Annotated in this window: 22 protein-coding genes; 7 read left to right on the top strand and 15 right to left on the bottom strand. The window is 70.3% G+C overall.

Features of this window, described 5'->3' with window-relative positions; genetic code table 11:
- Positions 1-3: 3 nt before the first annotated feature.
- Positions 4-369, bottom strand: coding sequence for a hypothetical protein (locus tag AB0M51_RS38650; RefSeq protein WP_344199245.1), 366 nt, complete (start codon positions 367-369; stop codon positions 4-6).
- Positions 366-1,247, bottom strand: coding sequence for a LysR family transcriptional regulator (locus AB0M51_RS38645; RefSeq protein ID WP_344199247.1), 882 nt, complete (start codon positions 1,245-1,247; stop codon positions 366-368). The genes AB0M51_RS38650 and AB0M51_RS38645 overlap by 4 nt, the downstream gene beginning before the upstream one ends.
- 82 nt (positions 1,248-1,329) lie before the next feature.
- Here AB0M51_RS38645 and AB0M51_RS38640 point away from each other — a divergent pair, with 82 nt between their 5' ends.
- Both AB0M51_RS38640 and AB0M51_RS38635 read left to right on the top strand, forming a co-directional pair.
- A complete protein-coding gene (locus AB0M51_RS38640; RefSeq protein WP_344199249.1) occupies positions 1,330-2,073 on the top strand; it encodes a sulfite exporter TauE/SafE family protein in 744 nt (247 codons plus the stop codon).
- Positions 2,070-2,327 carry a hypothetical protein gene (locus AB0M51_RS38635; protein ID WP_344199252.1) on the top strand — a complete coding sequence of 86 codons (258 nt, stop codon included), beginning with the start codon at positions 2,070-2,072 and terminating at the stop codon, positions 2,325-2,327. Before AB0M51_RS38640 ends, AB0M51_RS38635 begins: the two co-directional genes overlap by 4 nt.
- Here the strand turns inward: AB0M51_RS38635 and AB0M51_RS38630 are convergent.
- Together AB0M51_RS38630 and AB0M51_RS38625 are read right to left on the bottom strand one after the other, a co-directional pair.
- Complete coding sequence (locus AB0M51_RS38630; RefSeq protein ID WP_344199255.1) at positions 2,311-2,811, bottom strand: DUF1232 domain-containing protein; 501 nt, start codon at positions 2,809-2,811, stop codon at positions 2,311-2,313. The two genes, AB0M51_RS38635 and AB0M51_RS38630, sit on opposite strands and share 17 nt — an antisense overlap.
- 21 nt (positions 2,812-2,832) lie before the next feature.
- Positions 2,833-3,666, bottom strand: a complete 834-nt coding sequence (locus tag AB0M51_RS38625; RefSeq protein WP_344199257.1) for an aldo/keto reductase — start codon at positions 3,664-3,666, stop codon at positions 2,833-2,835.
- Positions 3,667-3,721: 55 nt separating this feature from the next.
- On the opposite strand from AB0M51_RS38625, the gene AB0M51_RS38620 reads away from it, so the two are divergent.
- Positions 3,722-4,765 carry a DUF5937 family protein gene (locus tag AB0M51_RS38620; protein WP_344199260.1) on the top strand — a complete coding sequence of 348 codons (1,044 nt, stop codon included), beginning with the start codon at positions 3,722-3,724 and terminating at the stop codon, positions 4,763-4,765.
- A gap of 73 nt (positions 4,766-4,838) precedes the next feature.
- Here the strand turns inward: AB0M51_RS38620 and xylB are convergent, their stop codons facing one another.
- From xylB to AB0M51_RS38595, 5 genes are all read right to left on the bottom strand, one after another.
- The gene (gene xylB / locus AB0M51_RS38615; protein ID WP_344199263.1) at positions 4,839-6,281 is read right to left on the bottom strand and encodes a xylulokinase; all 1,443 of its coding nucleotides are present in this window, start codon (positions 6,279-6,281) and stop codon (positions 4,839-4,841) included.
- 9 nt (positions 6,282-6,290) lie between these two features.
- Positions 6,291-7,754, bottom strand: a complete 1,464-nt coding sequence (locus AB0M51_RS38610; protein ID WP_344199265.1) for a mannitol dehydrogenase family protein — start codon at positions 7,752-7,754, stop codon at positions 6,291-6,293.
- Entirely contained in the window at positions 7,751-8,596 is an 846-nt protein-coding gene (locus tag AB0M51_RS38605; protein ID WP_344199267.1) for a carbohydrate ABC transporter permease, read from the bottom strand. Before AB0M51_RS38605 ends, AB0M51_RS38610 begins: the two co-directional genes overlap by 4 nt.
- On the bottom strand, positions 8,593-9,549 hold the full coding sequence (locus tag AB0M51_RS38600; RefSeq protein ID WP_363753558.1) for a sugar ABC transporter permease: 957 nt from the start codon (positions 9,547-9,549) through the stop codon (positions 8,593-8,595). Before AB0M51_RS38600 ends, AB0M51_RS38605 begins: the two co-directional genes overlap by 4 nt.
- A gap of 87 nt (positions 9,550-9,636) precedes the next feature.
- A complete protein-coding gene (locus AB0M51_RS38595) occupies positions 9,637-11,001 on the bottom strand; it encodes a sugar ABC transporter substrate-binding protein (protein ID WP_344199272.1) in 1,365 nt (454 codons plus the stop codon).
- A 126-nt stretch (positions 11,002-11,127) separates the two neighbouring features.
- Here AB0M51_RS38595 and AB0M51_RS38590 point away from each other — a divergent pair, with 126 nt between their 5' ends.
- Positions 11,128-12,075 carry a sugar-binding domain-containing protein gene (locus tag AB0M51_RS38590; protein WP_363753554.1) on the top strand — a complete coding sequence of 316 codons (948 nt, stop codon included), beginning with the start codon at positions 11,128-11,130 and terminating at the stop codon, positions 12,073-12,075.
- Positions 12,076-12,081: 6 nt separating this feature from the next.
- Positions 12,082-12,864, top strand: coding sequence for a phosphotransferase (locus AB0M51_RS38585; protein WP_363753551.1), 783 nt, complete (start codon positions 12,082-12,084; stop codon positions 12,862-12,864).
- Here AB0M51_RS38585 and AB0M51_RS38580 read toward each other — a convergent pair.
- Positions 12,824-13,282, bottom strand: a complete 459-nt coding sequence (locus AB0M51_RS38580) for a hypothetical protein (protein ID WP_363753548.1) — start codon at positions 13,280-13,282, stop codon at positions 12,824-12,826. The genes AB0M51_RS38585 and AB0M51_RS38580 overlap by 41 nt on opposite strands.
- A 59-nt stretch (positions 13,283-13,341) precedes the next feature.
- Between AB0M51_RS38580 and AB0M51_RS38575 the strand changes: the two genes are divergently transcribed.
- Both AB0M51_RS38575 and AB0M51_RS38570 read left to right on the top strand, forming a co-directional pair.
- Positions 13,342-13,941: an ATP-binding protein gene (locus AB0M51_RS38575; protein ID WP_363753545.1), complete on the top strand. Its 600-nt coding sequence runs from the start codon at positions 13,342-13,344 to the stop codon at positions 13,939-13,941.
- Between the two features lie 96 nt (positions 13,942-14,037).
- Positions 14,038-14,700, top strand: a complete 663-nt coding sequence (locus AB0M51_RS38570; protein ID WP_363753542.1) for a hypothetical protein — start codon at positions 14,038-14,040, stop codon at positions 14,698-14,700.
- Here AB0M51_RS38570 and AB0M51_RS38565 read toward each other — a convergent pair whose 3' ends face one another.
- Genes AB0M51_RS38565 through AB0M51_RS38545 form a run of 5 tightly spaced genes read right to left on the bottom strand, consistent with a single transcriptional unit; the run spans position 14,701 to position 20,407 of the window.
- Positions 14,701-15,978, bottom strand: coding sequence for a thymidine phosphorylase (locus AB0M51_RS38565; RefSeq protein ID WP_363753539.1), 1,278 nt, complete (start codon positions 15,976-15,978; stop codon positions 14,701-14,703).
- Positions 15,978-16,385, bottom strand: a complete 408-nt coding sequence (locus tag AB0M51_RS38560; protein WP_363753536.1) for a cytidine deaminase — start codon at positions 16,383-16,385, stop codon at positions 15,978-15,980. Before AB0M51_RS38560 ends, AB0M51_RS38565 begins: the two co-directional genes overlap by 1 nt.
- Positions 16,363-17,664: an ABC transporter permease gene (locus tag AB0M51_RS38555; protein WP_344199293.1), complete on the bottom strand. Its 1,302-nt coding sequence runs from the start codon at positions 17,662-17,664 to the stop codon at positions 16,363-16,365. The genes AB0M51_RS38560 and AB0M51_RS38555 overlap by 23 nt, the downstream gene beginning before the upstream one ends.
- Positions 17,661-18,857 (bottom strand): ABC transporter permease, encoded by a 1,197-nt coding sequence (locus AB0M51_RS38550; RefSeq protein WP_344199296.1) that lies wholly within the window; start codon positions 18,855-18,857, stop codon positions 17,661-17,663. Before AB0M51_RS38550 ends, AB0M51_RS38555 begins: the two co-directional genes overlap by 4 nt.
- On the bottom strand, positions 18,857-20,407 hold the full coding sequence (locus AB0M51_RS38545; protein WP_344199298.1) for an ABC transporter ATP-binding protein: 1,551 nt from the start codon (positions 20,405-20,407) through the stop codon (positions 18,857-18,859). Before AB0M51_RS38545 ends, AB0M51_RS38550 begins: the two co-directional genes overlap by 1 nt.
- Positions 20,408-20,481 lie beyond the last annotated feature (74 nt).

The following is a 20,481-nucleotide window of genomic DNA, read 5'->3' as shown; positions in this document are numbered from 1 at the left end:
GCCCTACCCCTTCCGCGCCGTCGTGGCCGCCAGGGCGGCGACGGCGCGTACCTCCTCGTGAGGGCTGGTCTCGAGGAGGGTGGTGATGACCGGGAGGTCGGCAGGTTCGGCCAGCGTGGTGAGGACGTTCAGCGCGCTCACGTGGTCGAACCCGGCGCGGATGTCCTCGCCGGCCTCGACCGGCGGGTGGGCCAGGATGCCGAGCGCGACCTGGCGTACGTCGGCGGCCAACGGCTCGAGTGGATTGCCGCCGCTGAGCTGGGTGTACGCCGCCGCCACCTGGTACATGTTCAGCGCCCGGCACACCGTCGGCACGTTCGGGCTGTGCAGCAAGGCCTCGAACGCCTGCAAGGGGATGTCCGCGCTCATGCCTGAACGCTAGCCGCCGCGTGCAGATGCTGCGCCAGCAGGTGCGCCGCCTCCGGCGCGTCGGCCGCGTAACAGACCAGGTGATGCCGCGTCGACCACGCGTCCTGGAGCGGGCAGATGTCGACGTCGGCACTCGCGTCCACAGCCCGCCGCGGTACGACGGCCAGCCCGGCGCCGGCCGTCGCGAGTGTGATCAGCGCATGCAAGGTCGGGACCAGCGTGCGGTACCGCGGCGCCGGGGCGTGCGGGCCGAGCCTGTCGTCCATCCACTCGCTGAGCGGCGAGTTCCGGTCCAGCCCCACCAGCGGGTGCTCCGCGACCTCGGCGTACGCAATCGAGGCCCGTCCCGACAACGTGCCACCCGCCTGGCCGATCACGACCAGCGAGTCGTCGGCCAGCGGTTCGGTCCGCAGCGGGGTCGGCTCGTCGTCGAGGATCACGCCGAGATCGGCCTCGCCGGCGGCGAGCAGGCGGACCATCCGGACGGTACGCCGCTCGCGCACGTTCACGTCGTACTCCGGATGATCGCGGAGGAACGTGGCCAGCGCGAGCGGCACCAGCTGGTGCATCGCGGACCCGCCGGCGACCAGCCGGATCGGGGCCGTGCGGGGGACGGCGTACGACGCGACCGCGCTGTCCAGGCGGGTCGTCTCGGCCAGCACCTCGCGGGCGTGCCGGGCCAGCGTGGCGCCCGCCGGGGTCAGCCGCACGCCGCGCCTCTCGCGCACCAGCAGCGGTACGCCGGCCTGCGCCTCGAGCGCTCTGACCCGCGCACTGGCCGAAGGCAGACTGAGGTGCATCACCCGCGCCCCGGCGGTGATCGAGCCCTCCGCCGCGACGTGTGTGAACAGCCGGAGGTCGTCGAGGTCGTACCGCATACCCTCAGCCTACGTCTCAGCCTGAGGCTGACTACGGGGATCGCGCATTGTGGAGTGTCCACGGAACCCGGATCCTCGAAGGGTGCTGCTGATCCTCCTGGCCGGTGTCGCGGCCGGCGCCCTGAACGCCGGCGGCGGCGGCGGGAGCTTCGTGGCACTGGCCGCGCTGGTCGGCGCCGGGATGCCGCCGGTGACCGCGAACGCGACCACGACCGTCGCCTTGCTACCGGGAAACGCGACCAGCGCCTGGGTCTACCGCCGTGAGCTCGAGGGCTTCCAGCGGCCGTCGCCGGCGCGGCTGACGCTCGCCAGCGTCTGCGGCGGTGCGCTCGGTGCCGGGCTTCTACTACTCCTACCGTCGGCATCGTTCGACGCCGCGGTGCCGTGGCTGCTGGCGTTCGCGACGCTGGTGCTGGCGTTCGGCAAGCGGCTCACCGCGGCGCTCCGGCTCGGGCAACCGGGGCCGGCCACGATCCTGGCGGGGCAGTTCCTGCTGGCGATCTACGGCGGGTACTTCGGCGGCGCGGTCGGGCTGATGATGCTCGCGTTCTGGACCGCGACCACCACACTCGACCCGGCGCGCGGCAACCCGCTGCGGGTGATCCAGGTCGCCGCGGTCTACCTGACGGCGGCGGTGATCTTCGTGTTCGCGGCCGACGTACTCGCGCAGCCGTCGCAGCTGGTCGTGATGCTCGGCGGCGCGATCATCGGCGGGTACGCCGGCGCCCACGTGGTGCGGCGGCTGCCGGCCGGCGTACTGCGTGCGCTCGTGCTGGGTACCGCAGTACTGATGACCGGCCTGTTCTTCGTGCGGGCGTTCGGATGAACCGGGCGCGGGTCGCGATGGCCTACCAGGCGTGCGAGGTCGCGGATCTGGCGGCCGCGGTCGTGTCGCTGGACGATCCGGCCGAGGCGGCGGCACAGGCTGCACTGGTGCTCGCCGCCGCCCAGGAACTAGTTGCCGCGGTCAACCGTCTCGGCGGCCTCGGTACGCCGACGGATCCGCTGCAACTGTTCGCGTACGAGCATCCCGAGGAGGCTGCCGAGGACGTCGCGGACTGGCTCAGCCGGCGTCCGTAGACCGCCGCCCCTGCGGCGGAGGCTGGTGCGGCAGCTGCTCGCGCTCCTTGCGCAGGTAGAGGCCGGCTGCGGTCGAGACGCTGGTCAGCAGCCACATGAACACGCCGGCGTCGTCGGTCACACCAATGACCGGCAGCAGGTCCGGCAGGATGTCGATCGGCGACACCAGGTAGACGATCGCGAGCAGCCACAGGAACGTCCGGTTCCGCGGCAGGTCGGTGTAGGCCCCCCGGCGTACGTCCCGGAGCAGCCGCGGCAGGGCCCGCGCCCGCTCGAACACGTTCCCCACCGGGACCGGCTCGCCCCGCGCGATCTTCTTCCGCCGTACGGCGCGTCGCCGCAGCACCCCGAGCGCGCCGAGGCCGACGCCGATCACCAACAGCCCGGCCCCGACACCGACGGCGGGCAGCCCCACGACGTCACCGTCGCGGAACACCAACGTCAGCACCCCGATCAGCCCGAGCACCCCGCCGACATAAACCATCCCCCCACTGTAGAGGCCACGTCAGCCGACCGCGCTCAACGCAGCGAGCCGGGCGAGGTGGTCCGGCGTGAGTTCCAGTGCGGCGGCCGCGACGTTCTCCTCCAGATGTTCGAGTGAGCTCGTGCCCGGGATCGGGAGCATCACCGGCGACCGATGGAGCAGCCATGCGAGCGACAGTTGCGCCGCGGTGGCGCCGAGTTCGGCGGCGATCATGCCGAGCAGTTGAGAGCCGGCGTGCTCACCGTGCGCGATCGGGACCCACGGCACGAACGCGATCCCCTCCGCGGTGCAGTAGTCGAGGACCGCCTCGTGTTTGCGGTCCGTGAGGTTGTACCGGTTCTGCACGCTCACCACGTCGACGAACCGTCGGGCCTCGACCAGCTGCTCGACCGACACCTCGGACAGTCCGATGTGCCGCACCTTGCCCTCGGCAACCAGTCCGGCGAGCGCGGCGAGCTGGTCGGCATACGGTACGGCGGGGTCGACGCGGTGCAGCTGGAGGAGATCGATGCGCTCGACCCGGAGCCGGCGCAGCGACAACTCGGTCGCCTGCCGGAGGTACTCCGGGCGTCCGCACGGTGCCCACTCGCGCGGCGACGGGCGGGTGTGGCCGACCTTCGTGGCGATCAGCACGCCGTCGTACGGGTGCAGCGCCTCGGCCAGCAGCTCCTCGTTGGCTCCGACGCCGTACGCGTCGGCGGTGTCGACGAAGTCGACCCCGAGCTCGACGGCACGCCGGGCGACCCGGATCGCGTCGGAGCGGTCGGCGGCCGGGCGATACCCGGTCAGCCGCATCGCGCCGAAGCCGAGCCGGTGGACCTCGAGTTCGCCGATCTTCAGACGATTCTGATTCATGCGGACAGCGTCCGGCCCGGGGACGACGTACCGGAAATGATTTAGTCTGAGCTGAATGCTGACGCTGACCTTCACCGTGGCGGACCTGGCCCGGACGCGCCTCGCGATGTCCCCGTTGTGGGAGGTCGTGGCGAGTGTCCGGCTGCTCCGGACGGGCCGGCCGCATCCGTTCCACCGCGCGTGGGTGACCGCGGTACGGCGGCGGCTGGAGGGGGTGGAGCTGGGACTGCTGTTCGACCTGGTGGATCCGGCCGTGTGGTACCTCGCCGACTTTCTGACACCGCCGCCGAACAGTCCGCTACCGGACCTGGAGACGGATCTCGGGGCGCTCCGCCGGGTGCCGCCGGAACAGGTGCGGGCCGATCTGGACGTGCTCGCCTACGCGCGCCGTACGCCGCTCGGGTCGCTGGCGGAGGCCCGGATGCCGCGGCGGCTACGCAGACCCCGGCCCGGCGAGCTGCCGTCCGCGGCGGTCGACGAGCTGTACGCCGACCCGGCGGGCGGGATGGCGGAGCTGGCGGAGCAGGTCGAGCGGTACTGGCAGTTAGCGATCGCGCCGTACTGGGGCCGGATCCGCGCGCTCCTCGACGGCGACCTCCTGTACCGCGGCCGCCGCCTGGGCCAGGCGGGTCCGGCCGGGCTCTTCGAGGACCTCGCGACCGGCGTCAGGTGGCGAGACGGCGTACTGTCCATCCGCCACCGCCGCTTCCACGGCGACCGCCAACTCGCTGGCGAAGGCCTGCTGCTCACCCCGTCCGCCTTCGTCTGGCCGACGGTCTACTCGAGCACCATCCCACCCTGGCAGCCCACGCTCACCTACCCGGCGCGCGGCATGGCAACTCTCTGGACCTCCTCGCCCACCACACCGACCGGCCTCGCCGGTGTCCTGGGCCGCTCCCGAGCCACCCTCCTCACCCACCTGGACGCCCCACGGTCGACCACCGAGCTGTCCAGCCGCACCGGCCTCACCCCGGGTGGCATCTCCCAGCACCTGACCGCGCTACGCCGAGCAGGTCTGGTCAGTTCCCATCGCGTTGGCCGGCTGGTGTTGTACGCGCGGACGCCGGCCGCGGAAACCCTGCTCGACGCCGGACGCTGACTGCTGTCGTGACGACAATTACTGTCCGCGGTCGGGATGGTCGGCGTGCCACACTGCGGCGGATCGCCGAGTCCTAGCGGTTGTACGGCTGGGAGAGGAGTGGGCGGGTGTTGGTCAGGACCTGCGCGTAGTTGGCGCGGATCGTTGCCGCGTCGACGGTGACGGGCGGCTCCGGCTTGCCGACCGGGATGTTCCAGGTGGGTGGGGTCGCGGCGCCGGAGAGGGCCCAGGCGGCTTGGCGGGCCGCGCCGAGGGCGACGTACTCCGCTGGTTCGGGGAGGACGACCTCGGCTCCCAGGAGGGCGGGAGCCAGAGCCTGTACGGCGCGGGAGCGGGCGCCGCCGCCGAGGAGGAGGACGCGCTGGACCGGGACGTCCTGGTCGCGGAGGGCGTCGACGGCGTCGGCCAGGCCGCAGAGCAGGCCTTCCACCGCGGCCCGGGCCATCGTCGCGGGCTGCATCGTGGCGCGGGTCAGGCCGTAGACGAGGCCGGTGGAGTGCGGGAGGTCCGGCGTACGCTCGCCGTCCAGGAACGGGAGCAGGACCAGACCGTCGCTCCCGGGTGAGGTGATCGCGGCCTCGTCGAAGGCGGACAGCTCCAGGCCGAGCATCTGCGCGGTCGCGGACATCACGCGGGCCGCGTTCAGCGTGCAGACGAGCGGAAGGTACTCGCCGGTGGCGTCGGCGAAGGCGGCGACCAGGCCGGTCGCGTCCTTGGTCGGGTGCGCCGACCGGGCGAACGCCGTACCGCTGGTGCCGAGTGAGACCGCGACGTCGCCGGGCTGCAGGTCGAGGCCGAGTGCCGCGGCCGCGTTGTCACCGGTGCCGGCCGCGATCGCCGCGCCGAACGACGTCTGCCCGACGATCTCCGCCGGCCCGGCAACCCGCGGCAGCTGCAACTGCCGCCCGAAGGCCAGCTCGACCAGATCGGTCCGGTAGCTGTTGGTCGTCGGCGCCCACCACCCGGTCCCGGAGACATCGCCCCGGTCGGTGGTGATCCCCTCGATCCAGGTGCGATCAGCCGCCAGCCGGTGCGTCATCCAGTCATGCGGCAACACCACGGCAGCGGATCGCCGCACGGCTTCCCGCCGCACGTCGTTCGTCGCCGCCTCGTCCCTCATCCAGCGCAGCTTCGTGACGGTGAACGACGGGACGGGGACGGAGCCGATCGCGTCGGCCCAGGCCTCGGGGCCGCCCAGCTCGGCGATCAACTCGGAGGTGGCGTCGGCCGAGCTGGTGTCGTTCCAGAGGACGGCCGGGTGGACGACCTCGCCGGCTTCGTCCAGCAGGACCATGCCGTGCTGCTGCCCGCCGACCGCGATCGCCTGGACGCCGTCGAGCAGCCCGTCAGAGGCTGTCTGCCACGCCTTCCACCACTCCTCCGGGTCCACCTGCGTTGCGTCCGGATGCGGCGCCCTGCCTTCGCGGACGACCGCCCCGGTCTCGGCGTCGCACACCAGAACTTTGGTCGCCTGGGTGGAGCAGTCCACCCCGGCGACCAGCCTCAGCTCAGTCATGCCCCCACACTAGAGGGCTTCCAAGGTACGGCGGGCGCCGATCTCGTGGAGCGACTGCAACGCGGCCTTGTACGGCGTCGTGAACCGCTCGTCGGAGGCCAGGTCCCCGAAGAGGTCCGGGTCCGAGATGAACACCAGCGGATCCTCCCGGTTGTGCTGCGCGCGCTCGACCAGCTTGTCCCGCAGCCGGTCGACGACCTCGATCGGCTGCCCCTGCTCGTCGACGGCCTCGGCGTACCGCGCCCAGGACGCGACCACGAGCACCGACCGGCCGATCTCCCGGCCGGCGGCGAGCTGCTCCCGCACCACCGGCAGCAGCCACTTCGGGATCCGGTCCGAGCTCTCCGCGCACAGCCGCGCCAGCGTGTCCCGGACCTCGGGGTTCGCGAACCGCTCGATCAGCTGGTGCTTGTACCGGTCCAGGTCTACCCCGGGCACCGGCGGCAACGTCGGCGTACCCTCCTCGTCCATGTAGCCGAGCAGGAAGTCGACGAACAGCTCGTCCTGACACACCTCGTGCGCGTACTGGTACCCGGACAGGAACCCGAGGTACGCCAGCGCCTGGTGCGAGGCGTTCAGCAGCCGCAGCTTCATCAGCTCGTACGGCTCGACGTCGTCGACGATCTGGACGCCGACATCCTCGTACGGCGGCCGCACCCCGCCGAACGAGTCCTCGAGCACCCACTGCGTGAACGGCTCGCACACCACCGGCCAGCCGTCCTCCACGCCGAAGCGCTCGGCCAGCGCCGCCCGGTCCGCGTCGGTGGTGACCGGCGTGATCCGGTCCACCATGCAGTTCGGGAACCGCACCTCGTTCTCGAGGAACTCGGCGGTGGCCGGATCTTTCAACCGCGCGAACGACGAGATCATCTTTCGCGCGACGTGCCCGTTGCCCGGGATGTTGTCGCAGGACATCACGGTGAACGGCGGTACGCCGGCCTCCCGCCGGCGGCGCAGCGCCTCGACGATGAACCCGAACGCGCTCCGCGGCGTCGCCCCCGGCTCCAGGTCCGCGGCCAGGGCGGGATCCGAGGCGTCCAGCTCCCCCGTCACCTGGTTGACGTGGTACCCGCCCTCGGTGATCGTCAACGAGACGATCCGAGTCGCCGGGTCGGTCATCCGGGCCAGCACGGCCTCCGGGTCGTCCGGTGCGAACAGGTAGCCCACGATCGAGCCGATGACGCGAGGCTCCAGAGTGCCGTCCGGATGCTTGATCACCAACGTGTACAAGCTGTCCTGGGCACTCATCACCTCCGCCATCCGTTGGTCGTTCGGCAGCACCCCGACACCGACGATTCCCCAGTCGAGTGCCTTGCCTTCCGACATCAGCCGGTCCAGGTACATCGCCTGGTGCGCGCGGTGGAACCCTCCGACCCCGAAGTGCACGATCCCCGGCGTCACCGTCGTACGGTCGTAGGAAGGCACACCGACGTCGTTGCGCAGGGCATCGAGAGCGGCAGTGGACAACTTCACTTGACCGCCCCCAGCGAGAGGCCCTGGACGAGTTTGTCCTGCGCGGCGAACCCGGCGATCAGCACCGGCAGCGACACCACCAGCGACGCGGCACAGACTTTGGCGAGGAACAATCCTTGACTGGTCACGAACCCAGTCAAGAACACCGGAGCCGTCTGCGCCACTGTGCCGGTCAGCACCCGGGCGAACAGCAGCTCGTTCCAGCTGAAGATGAAGCAGATCAGCGCGGCCGAGGCGATACCGGGAGTCACCACCGGCGCGACCACCGACCGGAGCGTCCGGGTCAGCGAGGCGCCGTCCACCGAGGCCGCCTCGAGGATCTCCACCGGCACCTCGGACAGGAAGCTGCGCAGCATCCAGACCGCGATCGGCAGGTTCATCGAGGTGTACAGGATGATCAGCAGCCAGATGTTGTCCAGGAACCCGACCGACTGCGCGAACAGGTAGATCGGCAGCAGCCCGGCCACCACCGGCAGCATCTTCGTGGACAGGAAGAAGAACAGCACGTCGGTCCACTTCTTCACCGGCCGGATCGACAACGCGTACGCCGCCGGGAACGCGAGCAGGATGACCAGCGCCGTGGACAGGATGCTCGCGGTCAGCGAGTTCGCGATCGACGGCCACGGACCGGTGCTGAAGAACGACCGGTACCCGTCCAGAGTCAGCGGGGCCGCGAGGTCCGGCGGGTTCTTCGCCGCGTTCTCCTCGGAGTGGAACGACGTCAGCAGCATCCACAGCACCGGGAGCACGAACAGGATGCCCACGATCCACGCCAGCCCGCTCAGCGCCCAGCCGCCGCCACGCCGCGAGTGCCCCTTCACCATCGTCACCTGGCCGCTCATCGGCCCGTCTCCTCTCGGAACAGCGTGGACACCGACCGCAGCGCGAAGGTCGCGATCAGGATCGTGCCGATGACCACGATCACGCCCGCCGCGGACGCCCGCCCGTAGTCGTGCGCGGTGTAGAAAGTCTGGTAGATCGTGTACGGGAGGTTCGCCGTACCGAGGCCGCCGGAGGTGATCGTGAAGACCGCGTCGAAGTTCTGGACGACGTAGATCGACCCGAGCAGCGCCGACAGCTCCAGGTACTGCCGCAGGTGCGGGAGCGTCATGTAGCGGAAGATCTCCCACTGGTTCGCGCCGTCGATCCCGGCCGCCTCGATGACGTCCAGCGGCCGGCTCTGCAGCCCGGCCAGCAGGATCAGCATCATGAACGGCGTCCACTGCCAGACCAGCGCGAAGATGATCGACCACAACGGCTGGTTGCTGATCCAGTCCGGCTGCGGAGCGTTGTCCCCGAACAACCACTTCAGTACCCCGTTGAACAGGCCGTACGTCGGGTTGTAGAGCGCGTGCTTCCAGAGCAGCGCGGCCGCGACCGGGACCACCAGGAACGGCGTGATCATCATCGTCCGGACGGCACCCCGGCCGCGGAACTTCCGGTCCAGCAGCAACGCGATCAGCAGCCCGAGGACCAGGCTGATCAGGACGACGCCCGCGGTCAGCAGGATCGTCACGAAGATCGCGTTCCGGGTGTTGGAGTCGGTCAGCACCCGGCGGAAGTTCGCGAACCCGGCGAACCCGCGCTCGTCCGGGTAGTACGCGTTCCAGTCCATGAACGACACGATGATCGTGACCACGAACGGCAGCTGGGTGACGACGATCATGAAGATCAGCGCCGGCAGCAACGGCCCACGACGGGCCCAGTCACCGGCCTTGCGCATCGCCGTGCCCTCGGAGCCCGCGGCCCGCGCCGCACGACGGCGGCCCGGCCGCGCTTCGGTTTCGGTACTCATCGACGTCCTCGCTTCGCTCCGGGCGCCGATGAGGCACGAGGCACGCTGCGTTTGATGATGAACTCGCTTCGCTCGTTCATGAGGCCCTCACTTCGCCATCCGCGAGCGATACCGCTCGGCGACGTCGTCTGCCAGTTTCTGCCCGTGTTTCAGTGCGTCGTCGACGCTGGTCTTACCGGCGATCGCCGAGCTCACGTCCTGACTGATCTGGGTCCCGAGGTCCGGGAACTCCGGGATGTCGACGAACTGGATGCCCGGCGCCGGCCGCGGCTGGACACCCGGGTTGTTCGGATCCGCGTGCTCGATCGCGCTCTTGGTCGGCTCCGCGAACGCGGCCGCCTCCTTCAGGTACTCCGGGTTCTCGTACGTCGACGCCCGCTTGCCGGCCGGAACGTTGGACCAGCCAACCTTCTGGCCGACCAGGTTCTCGTAGTCCTTGCCGGACGCCCAGGAGATGAACTTCCAGGCGTTGTCCTTCTTCTTCGACGCCTCCTGGATGCCCCAGGACCACGCGTACAGCCAGCCGGAGCTGTCGGTCTTCACCACCGGCGCCGGTGCGTAGCCCATCTTGCCCTTCACCGGCGAGTTCGGCGCCTCGAGCGATCCGGCCGCCGACGTCGCGTCGTACCACATCGCCGTGTTGCTCTGGATGGTGTCGTTCAGGCACTCGGTGAAGCCCGCCTGCGGCGCACCCGCCTCGCCGTGCGCGCGGACCAGGTCGACGTAGAACTTGGTCGCCTCGGTGAACTCGGGCGAGTCGACCTGCGCCTGCCAGTCCTTGGTGAACCAGGTCCCGCCGAAGGTGTTCACGACCGTGGTGAGCGGGGCGAACAACTGGCCCCAGCCGGGCTGGCCGCGCAGGCAGATGCCGCGCATCCCCGGCTTCGCGTTGTCCACCTTGGCGGCGATGTCCGCGACCTGCTGCCAGGTCGGCTTCGCCGGCATCGTGATGCCCTTCGACGCCAGGATGTCCTTGCGGTACATCAGGAACGACGACTCACCGTAGAACGGTTCGCCGTAAATCTTGCCGTCGTCGCCGGTCATCGACTGGGTCATCGGCTTCAGGATGTCGTTCTGGTCGAACGACGGATCCTTGGCGATGTAGTCCGACAACGGCGCGATCCACTTGGACTTCGCGTAGATCGGGATCTCGAAGTTGCTCACCGACGCGACGTCGTACTGACCGGCCTGGCTGGAGAACTCCTGGCTGATCTTGTCCCGGACGTCGTTCTCCGGCAGCACGGTGAAGTTCACCTTGATACCGGTCTGCTTGGTGAAGTTGTCGGCGGTCAGCTTCTGCAGGTCCACCATCTGCGGGTTGTTCACCATCAGCACGTTGATGCTGTCCGCACCGCCACCGCCGGCACCGCCGCCCCAGCCCGCACAGCCCGTGACCGCGGTCATCAGCAGCGCGACCCCGACCGCTCCGCTGCGTTTGCGCCTAGTCAGCACATCTGCCTCCGCTCATTTGAGCACGCCTCCGCTCACACCATGAGTAGACCGGGAGGGCACTTGACCTGTCAAGAGTCTGTGCAACACTTGTGTCCGGTGGTGCTCATATGAGCGGGGAGGGTTGTGATGGAGACCTTCGGGCCGGCACAGCTGGTACTGACGGCGTCGATCGCGCGGCGGTACTACGTCGACGGGCGGTCGAAGGTGGAGATCGCCGACGAGTTCCGGCTCAGCCGGTTCAAGGTCGCGCGGTTGCTCGACCAGGCGCGCAGCAGCGGGCTGGTGCGGATCGAGATCAGCCACCCGGGTGCCATCGACCTGGACCTCTCCGCCCGCCTGCAGGAGGCGCTCGGGCTGCGCCGGGCGATCGTCGTCGACACCCCCGAGGTGGACGAGCCGGCGCTACGGACCCAGCTCGGCAAGGCCGCCGCGGACCTGCTGTCCGAGATCGTCACCCCCGACGACGTGCTCGGGCTGGCGTGGGCGCGCGCCGTCACCGCGATGACCGAGCAGCTCACGAGCCTCGCCCCGGTGCCCGTCGTACAGCTGACCGGGGCGCTCACCCGGCCGGACGTCGAGGCGAACTCGGTCGAGCTGGTCCGGCACACCGCGCGGCTCTCGGGCGGTCCGGCGTACCTGTTCTACGCGCCGCTCGTGGTACCGGACGCCGCGACCGCGCGGGCGCTGCGGCAGCAGCCCGAGGTCGCCGAGGCGATCAGCCACTTCGACTCGGTGTCGAAGGCGGTGGTCGGCCTCGGCTCCTGGGACGCCGGGCAGTCGACGCTGTACGACGCGATGGACGAGAAGGCCTGCGAACAGCTCCAGCGCCGCGGCGTGGTGGCCGACATCTCCGGGGTGTTCGTGGACGCCGACGGGGTCGCGGTGCAGAGCCGGGTCACCGACCGGGTGATCGCGATCAACGCCGAGCAGATGGACGCGATCGACGAGGTGATCGCGATCCCGTACGGTCTCGCGAAGGTGGACGCCGTCCGCGCCGCCGTCCGGAGCGGGCTGGTGAACGCGATCGTTACCCACGCACCCCTGGCGAAGGCGCTGCTGAACGAGACAGACTAGCGCGCGATGCCTGACGAGACATTGCTGCTCGGCGGGACTGCGAACCGCGGGTTCGTCGTGCGGGTCGGAGACACCGTCCGACGACCGCTGCGCGCCAGTAGTACGGCGACGCACGCGCTGCTGGAGCACCTCGAGCGGGTCGGGTTCGACGGTGCGCCGCGGTTGCTCGGCGTCGACGAGCAGGGCCGCGAGGTGCTGTCGTACCTGCCCGGCGAGACGGTGCAGGCGCCGTACCCGGCGTGGTCGATGACGGACGAGGCGCTGGACAGCGTCGCCGTGCTGCTGCGTGAGTATCACCAGGCGGTGGCCGGCTTCCGGCCGGCCGGACTGGAGTGGGCCGAGCCGGTGCCTGCCGATTATGTGACCGGGCTGATCAGCCACAACGACCCGAACCTCGACAACGTGGTGTTCCGGAACGGCGTCGCGGTCGCGCTCATCGACTTCGACCTGGCCGGGCCCGGGTCGGCGCTGTGGGACGTGGCGACCGCGGTACGGCTGTGGGCGCCGCTACGACCCGACGCGGACATCCACGACGTACGCCGTGGTCGCTCGCTGGGCCGCTTCCGCCGCTTCGCGGACGCCTACGGGCTGGCCGGGGCGGATCGCCGGCGGTTGGTGGACGCGGCGGCCGACAACCACGTGTGGTGCATGGACTACGTCCGCCGCGGCGCCGAGTCCGGCCACCCTTGGTTCCGCCAACGCTGGACCACCGGCGAGGCGGAACTCACCGACCGCACCAACACCTGGTTCAAGACCCAGACCGAGGCTCTCCACCAGGCTCTGCTCTGAAGACCGCCGCGTTGCGTTCGCGGACGGCCTGGACCTCGGCTTCGACGCGGCCTTCCCAGTACTTCTCCTGCAGGCGCCGGATCCAGTGCGGGATGAAGACCGCCGGACTCGTGGGCAGCCACGGTATGTCGGCGTCGGTCAGCAGCGTCAGCACGAAGCCGAGGACCGTCACGCCGACGAGAACGGCCCAGCCGTGCCGGCAGATCCACGGACCGTCGTCAGCGATCAGCCCGCGCCGAGTGACCGCGCCGACCGCCAGGAACACTGCCGAGAGGGCGACGACCGCCACCAGCGCACCGAAGACCCACCCGTGCACGTCGGCCCAGGGTCCCTGCCGGACGAGCATGAGCACGACGGTCACGGTGGTTGCGATCGCGGCCAGCCCGTAGAGCGCGGCGCCCAGCTTCAGCTTCGGCATATCTGGTTATCGCGGGAGGGGATTGGCTGTTACTGCACGAAGTGGAAGAGAATGAGCCGGTGCGTTCACGGGTGGTGTTGCTGGCAGGGCCTTCCGGCGCGGGGAAGTCGCGGCTGGCGGAGCAGGTGGGGTTGCCGGTGGTGCGGCTGGACGACTTCTACCGGGACGGGGACGACGAGGCGATGCCGCGGTCGCCGCTCGGGATCGTCGACTGGGACGACCCGCGGTCCTGGGACGGCGAACGTGCGGTCGCGGCGCTCGAGCAGTTGTGTACGACGGGGTCCGCGGACCTTCCGGTCTACGACATCGCCGCGGACGGGACGGTCGGCCACCGTCCGCTCAGCATCGGCGACGCTCCGCTGATCGTTGCTGAGGGCATCTTCGCGGACCAGATCACCGGCACCCTGCGGGAGCGCGGCCTGCTCGCGGCGGCGATCTGCGTCTACCACCACCAGGTCGTCACGTTCGCGCGGCGCTTCCAGCGCGACCTTCGCGAGCACCGCAAACCCCCGCTGACGTTGCTCCGTCGCGGTCTGTTGCTGCTCCGGGACGACCCCCAGGTGGTCGCCCGCTGCGTCGTCGCCGGCTGCGAACCCCTGCACCCGAAGGCCGCCCGGGCCCGGATCGAGACCCTTCTCACCGCGTCGACCCGGTCCTGAAAACAAGATTGTTCGCCTGAAGTTAACCAACTTCTGTTGGTATCGGTGCCGATCATCGGATGCACTCGGGGGCGAGTGGCCGAACGGAGAGGGACCGTGACACGGAATGCTGCAGGTGTTGCCGTTGTAGTGACCGCGTTGCTGCTGGGTGTGACGGCCTGCGGAAGCGACGGAGGTAGTTCGGCGAGCGCTGCCGAGAAGCCGGTCGCGAAGCACTCGGCGCTCACCGGTAGCGCGGGCAAGACCACGAAGAGCGCCCTCGCCGACCTGGTCGTGCTGCCGCGCGGGTACGTCGCAGACCCCGGCAACCCTACCGGCGCCTTCACGGCGACGTCGTACCTCAACACCTGGTCCGCCGACCCGGCGCTGGACCGCGCGCTGTTGCTGAACGCCGGCTTCGTCGAGGGGTACCGGGCGACCCGGCTCAGCCCCGACAAGAAGAAGCGCTACACCGTCCAGCTCTTCAAGACCGGCTCCGCCGCGAAGGCCCAGGCCCTGCGGAACGGCCTCTGGAAGCAGGACACCCACGACCACCCGTTCGCCCTCCCGGGCGCGCTCTCCGACGCGAACGTCGAGTACGACGGCGGCACCGACCTGTCCGTGGCCACCGCCGAGGCCAGTCTGGCGATCGGCGCGACGGTCGTGGAGCTCACCGTCCGCGAGACCGCTGCCCTGGGCACGACGCTCACCCCGGACACCGGCCTCATCACCACGCTCGCCAAGGACCAGCGCACCCGCCTGACCGCGCCGTCGAACTGATCAGCCCGTGATCCGGTCGATCACCAGCGGACCCGGCTCGTAGGAGTCCGCGACCGCGACCGCGTCGGTCAGCGACTCCAGCGCGCGGTCGATCCGCGTCGCGTCGTCGGTGTGCAGCGTCAACAGCGGCTGCCCCTCCTGGATGCGGTCCCCCGGCTTGGCGTGCAGCTCCACACCGGCCACGGCCGAGACCGGGTCCTCCTTGCGCGCCCGCCCGGCACCGAGCCGCCACGCGGCCACGCCGACGGCGAGAGCGTCCAGCTTGGACAGTACGCCGGACGCCGGCGCCGGTACGACGTGCTGCTCGCGCGCGACCGGGAGTACGGCCGCCGGGTCGCCGCCCTGGGCCGAGATCATCGCCCGCCAGGCGTCCATCGCCGTACCGTCGCGGAGCTTCTCGACCGGGTCGACGCCGGTGACACCGGCCGCGGTGAGCATCTCGTTGGCGAGGGCAACGGTCAGCTCGACGACGTCCGCGGGACCGCCCCCGGCCAGCACCTCGACCGACTCGCGCACCTCCAGGGCGTTCCCGGCGGTGCGGCCGAGCGGAACCGACATGTCCGTGAGCAGGGCAACCGTCTTCACGCCGGCGTCCGTGCCCAGGGCGACCATGGTCTCGGCCAGCTCGCGGGCGTCGGCGAGTTCCTTCATGAACGCGCCGGAGCCGACCTTCACGTCCAGCACCAGCGCGCCGGTGCCCTCGGCGATCTTCTTGCTCATGATCGAGCTGGCGATCAGCGGGATCGCCTCGACGGTGCCGGTCACGTCGCGGAGCGCGTACAGCTTCTTGTCCGCCGGGGCCAGGCCGTCACCGGCCGCGCAGATCACCGCGCCGACCTCCTCCAGCTGCCGCATCAGCTCGTCGTTCGACAGCGCCGCGCGCCAGCCCGGGATCGACTCCAGCTTGTCCAGCGTGCCGCCGGTGTGGCCGAGACCGCGGCCGGACAGCTGCGGTACGGCGACCCCGCAGGCCGCCACCAACGGGGCCAGCGGCAACGTGATCTTGTCGCCGACGCCGCCGGTCGAGTGCTTGTCTGCGGTCTTCCGGGACAGCGCGCCGAAGTCCATCCGCTCGCCGGACGCGATCATCGCCGCGGTCCAGCGGGCGATCTCGCGGCGGTTCATGCCGTTCAGCAGGATCGCCATCGCGAGCGCGGACATCTGCTCGTCGGCGACGTCGCCCTTGGTGTAGGCGTCGATCACCCAGTCGATCTGGCCGTCGCTCAGCTCGCCCCGGTCGCGCTTGGTCCGGATCACGTCGACAGCGTCGAAGCTCATTACTCCTCCAGGAACTCAGGTCCGAACGCCTCCGGCAGCAGCTCGCGCAGCGGCCGGATCCCGCTCGTGGTCTCGATCAGCAGCGCCGGGCCGCCGTGCTCGTGCAGCAACTGCCGGCAACGCCCGCACGGCGTCAGCAGGTGCTCGTGCCGATCCACACAGGTGAACGCCACCAGCCGCCCGCCGCCGGTCCGGTGCAGCTCGGACACCAGCCCGCACTCGGCACACAGGGTGATCCCGTACGACGCGTTCTCCACGTTGCACCCGGCAACGATCCGCCCGTCGTCGGCGTACGCCGACGCACCCACGGGGAATCCGGAGTACGGCGCGTACGCGCGACGCATCACCTCGACGGCCGCCGCCCGCAGCGCCGGCCAGTCGATCTCACTCGGTGACGTAGGGCTCACCGTCGGCCTTCGGGGCTCTGACCCGGCCGACCAGGCCGGCGACCGCGATGATGGTGGCCAGGTACGGCGCCATCAGCAGGAGCTGCCCGGGGATCGGGGTCTGGATGATCTGCAACTGGGACTGCAGCTGGGTCGCGAAGCCGAAGAACAGCGCGGCGACCGTCGCGCCGATCGGGTGCCAGCGGCCCATGATCAGCGCCGCCAGGGCGATGAACCCGTTGCCCGCGGTCATCTCCTTGCTGAACGACCCGGCGTACCCGACCGTGAAGAACGCACCGCCGAGACCCGCCAGGATGCCGGCCGTGAGGACCGCGGAGTACCGGATCCGCTTGACCTTGATGCCGACCGTGTCGGCGGCCTTCGGGTGCTCGCCGACCGCCCGGATCCGCAGGCCCCAGCGGGTCTGGAACAGCACGAGCGTGACCACGACCACCGCGAGGTACATCAGGTAGACCAGGATCGTCTGCCGGAACAGGATCGGCCCGATGAACGGGATGTCGCCGAGCCCCGGGATCTTGATCGCCGACAGCACCGCCGGGGTGTTCAGCGCGTCCGCCTTCGGCTGCATGAACTGGTCGAACAGGAACCCGGTGATACCGGTCGCGAAGACCACCAGGACGACGCCGAGGACGACCTGGTTGACCAGGTACTTGATCGAGAACACCGCCAGCAGCGCGGCCATCACCACACCGCTCGCGGCCGCGGCCACCAGCGCCAGCGCGCCGCTGTGCGTCGTGCTGGACACCAGCGCGGCCGTGAACGCGCCGACCAGGAACTGGCCCTCGATCGCGATGTTGATGACGCCGGAGCGCTCGCACAGGACGCCGGCGAGCGCTCCGAGGATCAGCGGGGTCGCGAAGTTCAGCGTGCCCTGGAACTGGTTCGCCAGCGGGAACGTCTTGCCCGCGGACGCCCAGCACAGGAACGCGCCGATGAAGCAGATCCCCAGTACGGCCGCCAGCCAGCCGACGTACCGCGGCGGCACCCGGCGCCGGACCGACGGTACTGCGTACGCGACCGCCGCCGCGACGCCGAGGATGCCGAGGATCAGGCCGACCGGCTGCGCGGGCATCCCGAGCAGGTTGTGCTGCAGGTCGCCGGAGACCAACTGGAACGTCGCCTTGCCGCTCTTGGTGAAGATCGCCAGGCCGAGGCCGATCAGCGCGAACACCAGCATCACGCCGCCGACCCGCTGCCGACGGGTCCGCTCGGCCGGCGCCTCGATGACCTCGGGCTTCGGCGGCGCCGCCGGGACGGCGTCGGGAGTCGTCTCGCTCATCCGTTCCAGCCTTTCGCGAGGACGGCGCCGGCTCCGCGTTCCTTGGGCAGGAAGCGGAAGACCGAGCGCACCAGCGCCGGGGCCGCGACGAACAGCACGATCACGGCCTGCAGGACGGTGGTCAGGGTCAAGGGAGTCTGGGTGATCAGCTGCATCTGCAGGCCACCCGCGTTCAGCGCGCCGAACAGCAGGCCGGCCAGCACCGTGCCGATCGGCGTACCGCGGCCGAGCAGCGCGACCGTGATCGCGTCGAACCCGACCGACGCCGCGACCCCGTCGGTCAGCGGCAGGTCGGTGCCGAGCACCTGCTGGACGCCGGCCAGACCGGCCAGGGCACCGGCCACGACCATCGCGATCACGTACGCCTTGCCGACCGACATACCGGCGGTCCGGGAGGCGTCCGCGTTCGCGCCGACGGCCCGCAGCTCGAAGCCGATCGTCGAGCGGTTCAGCAGCCACCAGACGAAGACCGCGGCCAGCAGCGCGAGCACGAACCCGAGGTGCAGGCGGGTCCCGCCGAACTTCGGGAACTGCGCGTTCGCGTCGACGATCGGCGAGATCGGGTCGGTCCGGCCGGGGCGCCGGAACGCCGAGGTGGTCAGCAGCCAGGACAGCAGGTACAGCGCGACGTAGTTCAGCATGATCGTCACGATCACCTCGTGCGCGCCGGTCCTCGCCTTCAGCAGACCGACCACGCCGCCCCAGAGCGCGCCGCCGACCAGACCGGCGACGAGCGCCACGATCAGGTGCAGCACGGGCGGCAGATGCCACGCGAAACCGACGTACCCGGCCAGGATCGCGCCCGCGATCAGCTGGCCCTGGGCACCGATGTTGAACAACCCGGTGCGGAACGCCAGCGACACCGCGAGGCCGCCGCAGATCAAGGGTGTTGCCTGCGTCAACGACTCGCTGATCGGCGTCCACCCGCCGAACGCGCCGGCCGCCAGCGACTTGTACGCCTCGCCGACCGCGCTCGCCGCGGCGGAGAAGGTGTCGCCCGGCGCGGCACCGAAGTACCCGATCGCGGTCTGCACCTGCTTGTCGCCGACGATGATCAGGATCGCGCCGACCACCAGCGCCAGCACGATCGCGCTCAGCGAGACCAGGCCCTGGACCGCCCACGAGGGCAGGCCGGACCGCTCCGGTTCCCTGGCCGGCGCGGGCGCGGGCGCGGCTTCCGTTTCAGTGCTCATCAGATGGTTCCCAACGTGGTCGGGTGTTCGATCGCCTCGTCGTGCGCCTCGTGCTTCGACGCGCCGGCCATCATCAGGCCCAGCTCGTCGCGCGGCGTGTCGGCCGGTACGACGCCGACCACCTTGCCGCGGTACATCACCGCGATCCGGTCCGCCAGCGCGGCGATCTCGTCGAGTTCGGTGGACACGATCAGGACCGCCGTCCCCTGGTCGCGTTCCTGCACGATCCGGCCGTGCAGGAACTCGATCGAGCCGACGTCCACGCCGCGGGTCGGCTGCGAGGCGACCAGCAACTGCAGCGGACGGGACAGCTCGCGGGCCAGCACGACCTTCTGCTGGTTGCCGCCGGACAGCGACGAGACCGGCAGGTCGATGCCCTGGGTGCGGATGTCGAACTCCTCGACCCGGGCGTGCGCGTTCTTCTCGATCTCGGCGGTCCGCAGCGACAGGCCGTTGCCGTACGGCGGCTTGCGGTACAGGTCGAGCACCAGGTTCTCCGCGACCGAGAACGAGTCCACGAACCCGTCCTGCCAGCGGTCCTCCGGCACGTATCCGATACCGGACTCCAGCCGCTCCCGGGTGGACCGGGTGGTCAGGTCGGCGCCGTCCAGCGAGATCCGGCCGGCCGCGACCGGGGTCAGGCCGAGCAGCGCCTCGGCCAGCTCGGTCTGGCCGTTGCCCTGGACACCGGCCACCGCCAGGATCTCGCCCGCCCGGACCTCCAGGTCCACGTCGTCGACAGCGGTGAACCCGCGCTCGTCGATGACGGTCAGCCCCTCGACCCGCAGTACGACGTCCTTCGGCTGGGCCGGCTCCTTGTCCACCACCAGGTCGACCGCGCGGCCGACCATCAGCTCGGCGAGCTCCTCCTCGGAGGCCGACGGCTCCGCCTGACCGACCACCTTGCCGCGGCGGATCACGGTGATCTTGTCCGCGATCGCCTTGACCTCCTTGAGCTTGTGGGTGATGAAGACGATCGACGTACCGTTCTCCCTGAGCTGCCGCATCACGCCGATCAGCTCGTCGATCTCGGCCGGCGTCAGCACCGCGGTCGGCTCGTCCAGGATCAGCACCTGGGCGTCGTGGCTGAGCGCCTTGATGATCTCCACCCGCTGCTGGATGCCGACCGGGGTGTTCTCCACCAGCGCGTCCGGGTCGACCGCCAGGCCGTACCGGTCGGAGAGCTCGGTGACGAGCGTGTGCGCCTTCTTGCGGTCGAGGACACCGCCGGCCCGGGTGCTCTCCCGGCCGAGCATGATGTTCTCGGCGACGGTGAACACCGGGACCAGCATGAAGTGCTGGTGCACCATGCCGATGCCGTGCCGGATCGCGTCGCTGGGCGAGGTGATCCGGACCTTGTCGCCGTCGATCACGATCTCGCCCGAGTCGGGCTGCAACAGCCCGTAGAGCATGTTCATCAGGGTGCTCTTGCCGGCCCCGTTCTCACCGAGCAGGCAATGGATCTCGCCCGGCTCGATCACCAGGTCGATGTGGTCGTTGGCGACCAGCGAGCCGAAACTCTTGGTCAGCCCGGAGAGCTCGAGATGCATGCGCAGCCTTCCCTTCAGACGGCGAGCCAGGAGGCGACCTTGTGGGTCTGCCTACCTGGCTCGCACCGTACTAC

This window comes from Kribbella sp. NPDC051137, from assembly GCF_040682535.1.
Taxonomy (GTDB): Bacteria; Actinomycetota; Actinomycetes; order Propionibacteriales; family Kribbellaceae; genus Kribbella; species Kribbella karoonensis.
The sequence above is the reverse complement of the archived record's forward strand: the minus strand, read 5'-3'. Positions and strand labels throughout refer to the sequence as shown.

Coding starts and splice junctions, on each gene's coding strand:
- AB0M51_RS38635 (WP_344199252.1), top strand. CDS start 2,070: ATGAACCGGGCGCGGGTCGCGATGGCCTACCAGGCGTGCGAGGTCGCG.
- xylB (WP_344199263.1), bottom strand. CDS start 6,281: ATGACTGAGCTGAGGCTGGTCGCCGGGGTGGACTGCTCCACCCAGGCG.
- AB0M51_RS38545 (WP_344199298.1), bottom strand. CDS start 20,407: ATGCATCTCGAGCTCTCCGGGCTGACCAAGAGTTTCGGCTCGCTGGTC.
- AB0M51_RS38590 (WP_363753554.1), top strand. CDS start 11,128: ATGGAGACCTTCGGGCCGGCACAGCTGGTACTGACGGCGTCGATCGCG.
- AB0M51_RS38620 (WP_344199260.1), top strand. CDS start 3,722: ATGCTGACGCTGACCTTCACCGTGGCGGACCTGGCCCGGACGCGCCTC.
- AB0M51_RS38625 (WP_344199257.1), bottom strand. CDS start 3,666: ATGAATCAGAATCGTCTGAAGATCGGCGAACTCGAGGTCCACCGGCTC.
- AB0M51_RS38565 (WP_363753539.1), bottom strand. CDS start 15,978: ATGAGCTTCGACGCTGTCGACGTGATCCGGACCAAGCGCGACCGGGGC.
- AB0M51_RS38600 (WP_363753558.1), bottom strand. CDS start 9,549: ATGAGTACCGAAACCGAAGCGCGGCCGGGCCGCCGTCGTGCGGCGCGG.
- AB0M51_RS38630 (WP_344199255.1), bottom strand. CDS start 2,811: ATGGTTTATGTCGGCGGGGTGCTCGGGCTGATCGGGGTGCTGACGTTG.
- AB0M51_RS38645 (WP_344199247.1), bottom strand. CDS start 1,247: ATGCGGTACGACCTCGACGACCTCCGGCTGTTCACACACGTCGCGGCG.
- AB0M51_RS38585 (WP_363753551.1), top strand. CDS start 12,082: ATGCCTGACGAGACATTGCTGCTCGGCGGGACTGCGAACCGCGGGTTC.
- AB0M51_RS38650 (WP_344199245.1), bottom strand. CDS start 369: ATGAGCGCGGACATCCCCTTGCAGGCGTTCGAGGCCTTGCTGCACAGC.
- AB0M51_RS38550 (WP_344199296.1), bottom strand. CDS start 18,857: ATGAGCACTGAAACGGAAGCCGCGCCCGCGCCCGCGCCGGCCAGGGAA.
- AB0M51_RS38555 (WP_344199293.1), bottom strand. CDS start 17,664: ATGAGCGAGACGACTCCCGACGCCGTCCCGGCGGCGCCGCCGAAGCCC.
- AB0M51_RS38580 (WP_363753548.1), bottom strand. CDS start 13,282: ATGCCGAAGCTGAAGCTGGGCGCCGCGCTCTACGGGCTGGCCGCGATC.
- AB0M51_RS38605 (WP_344199267.1), bottom strand. CDS start 8,596: ATGAGCGGCCAGGTGACGATGGTGAAGGGGCACTCGCGGCGTGGCGGC.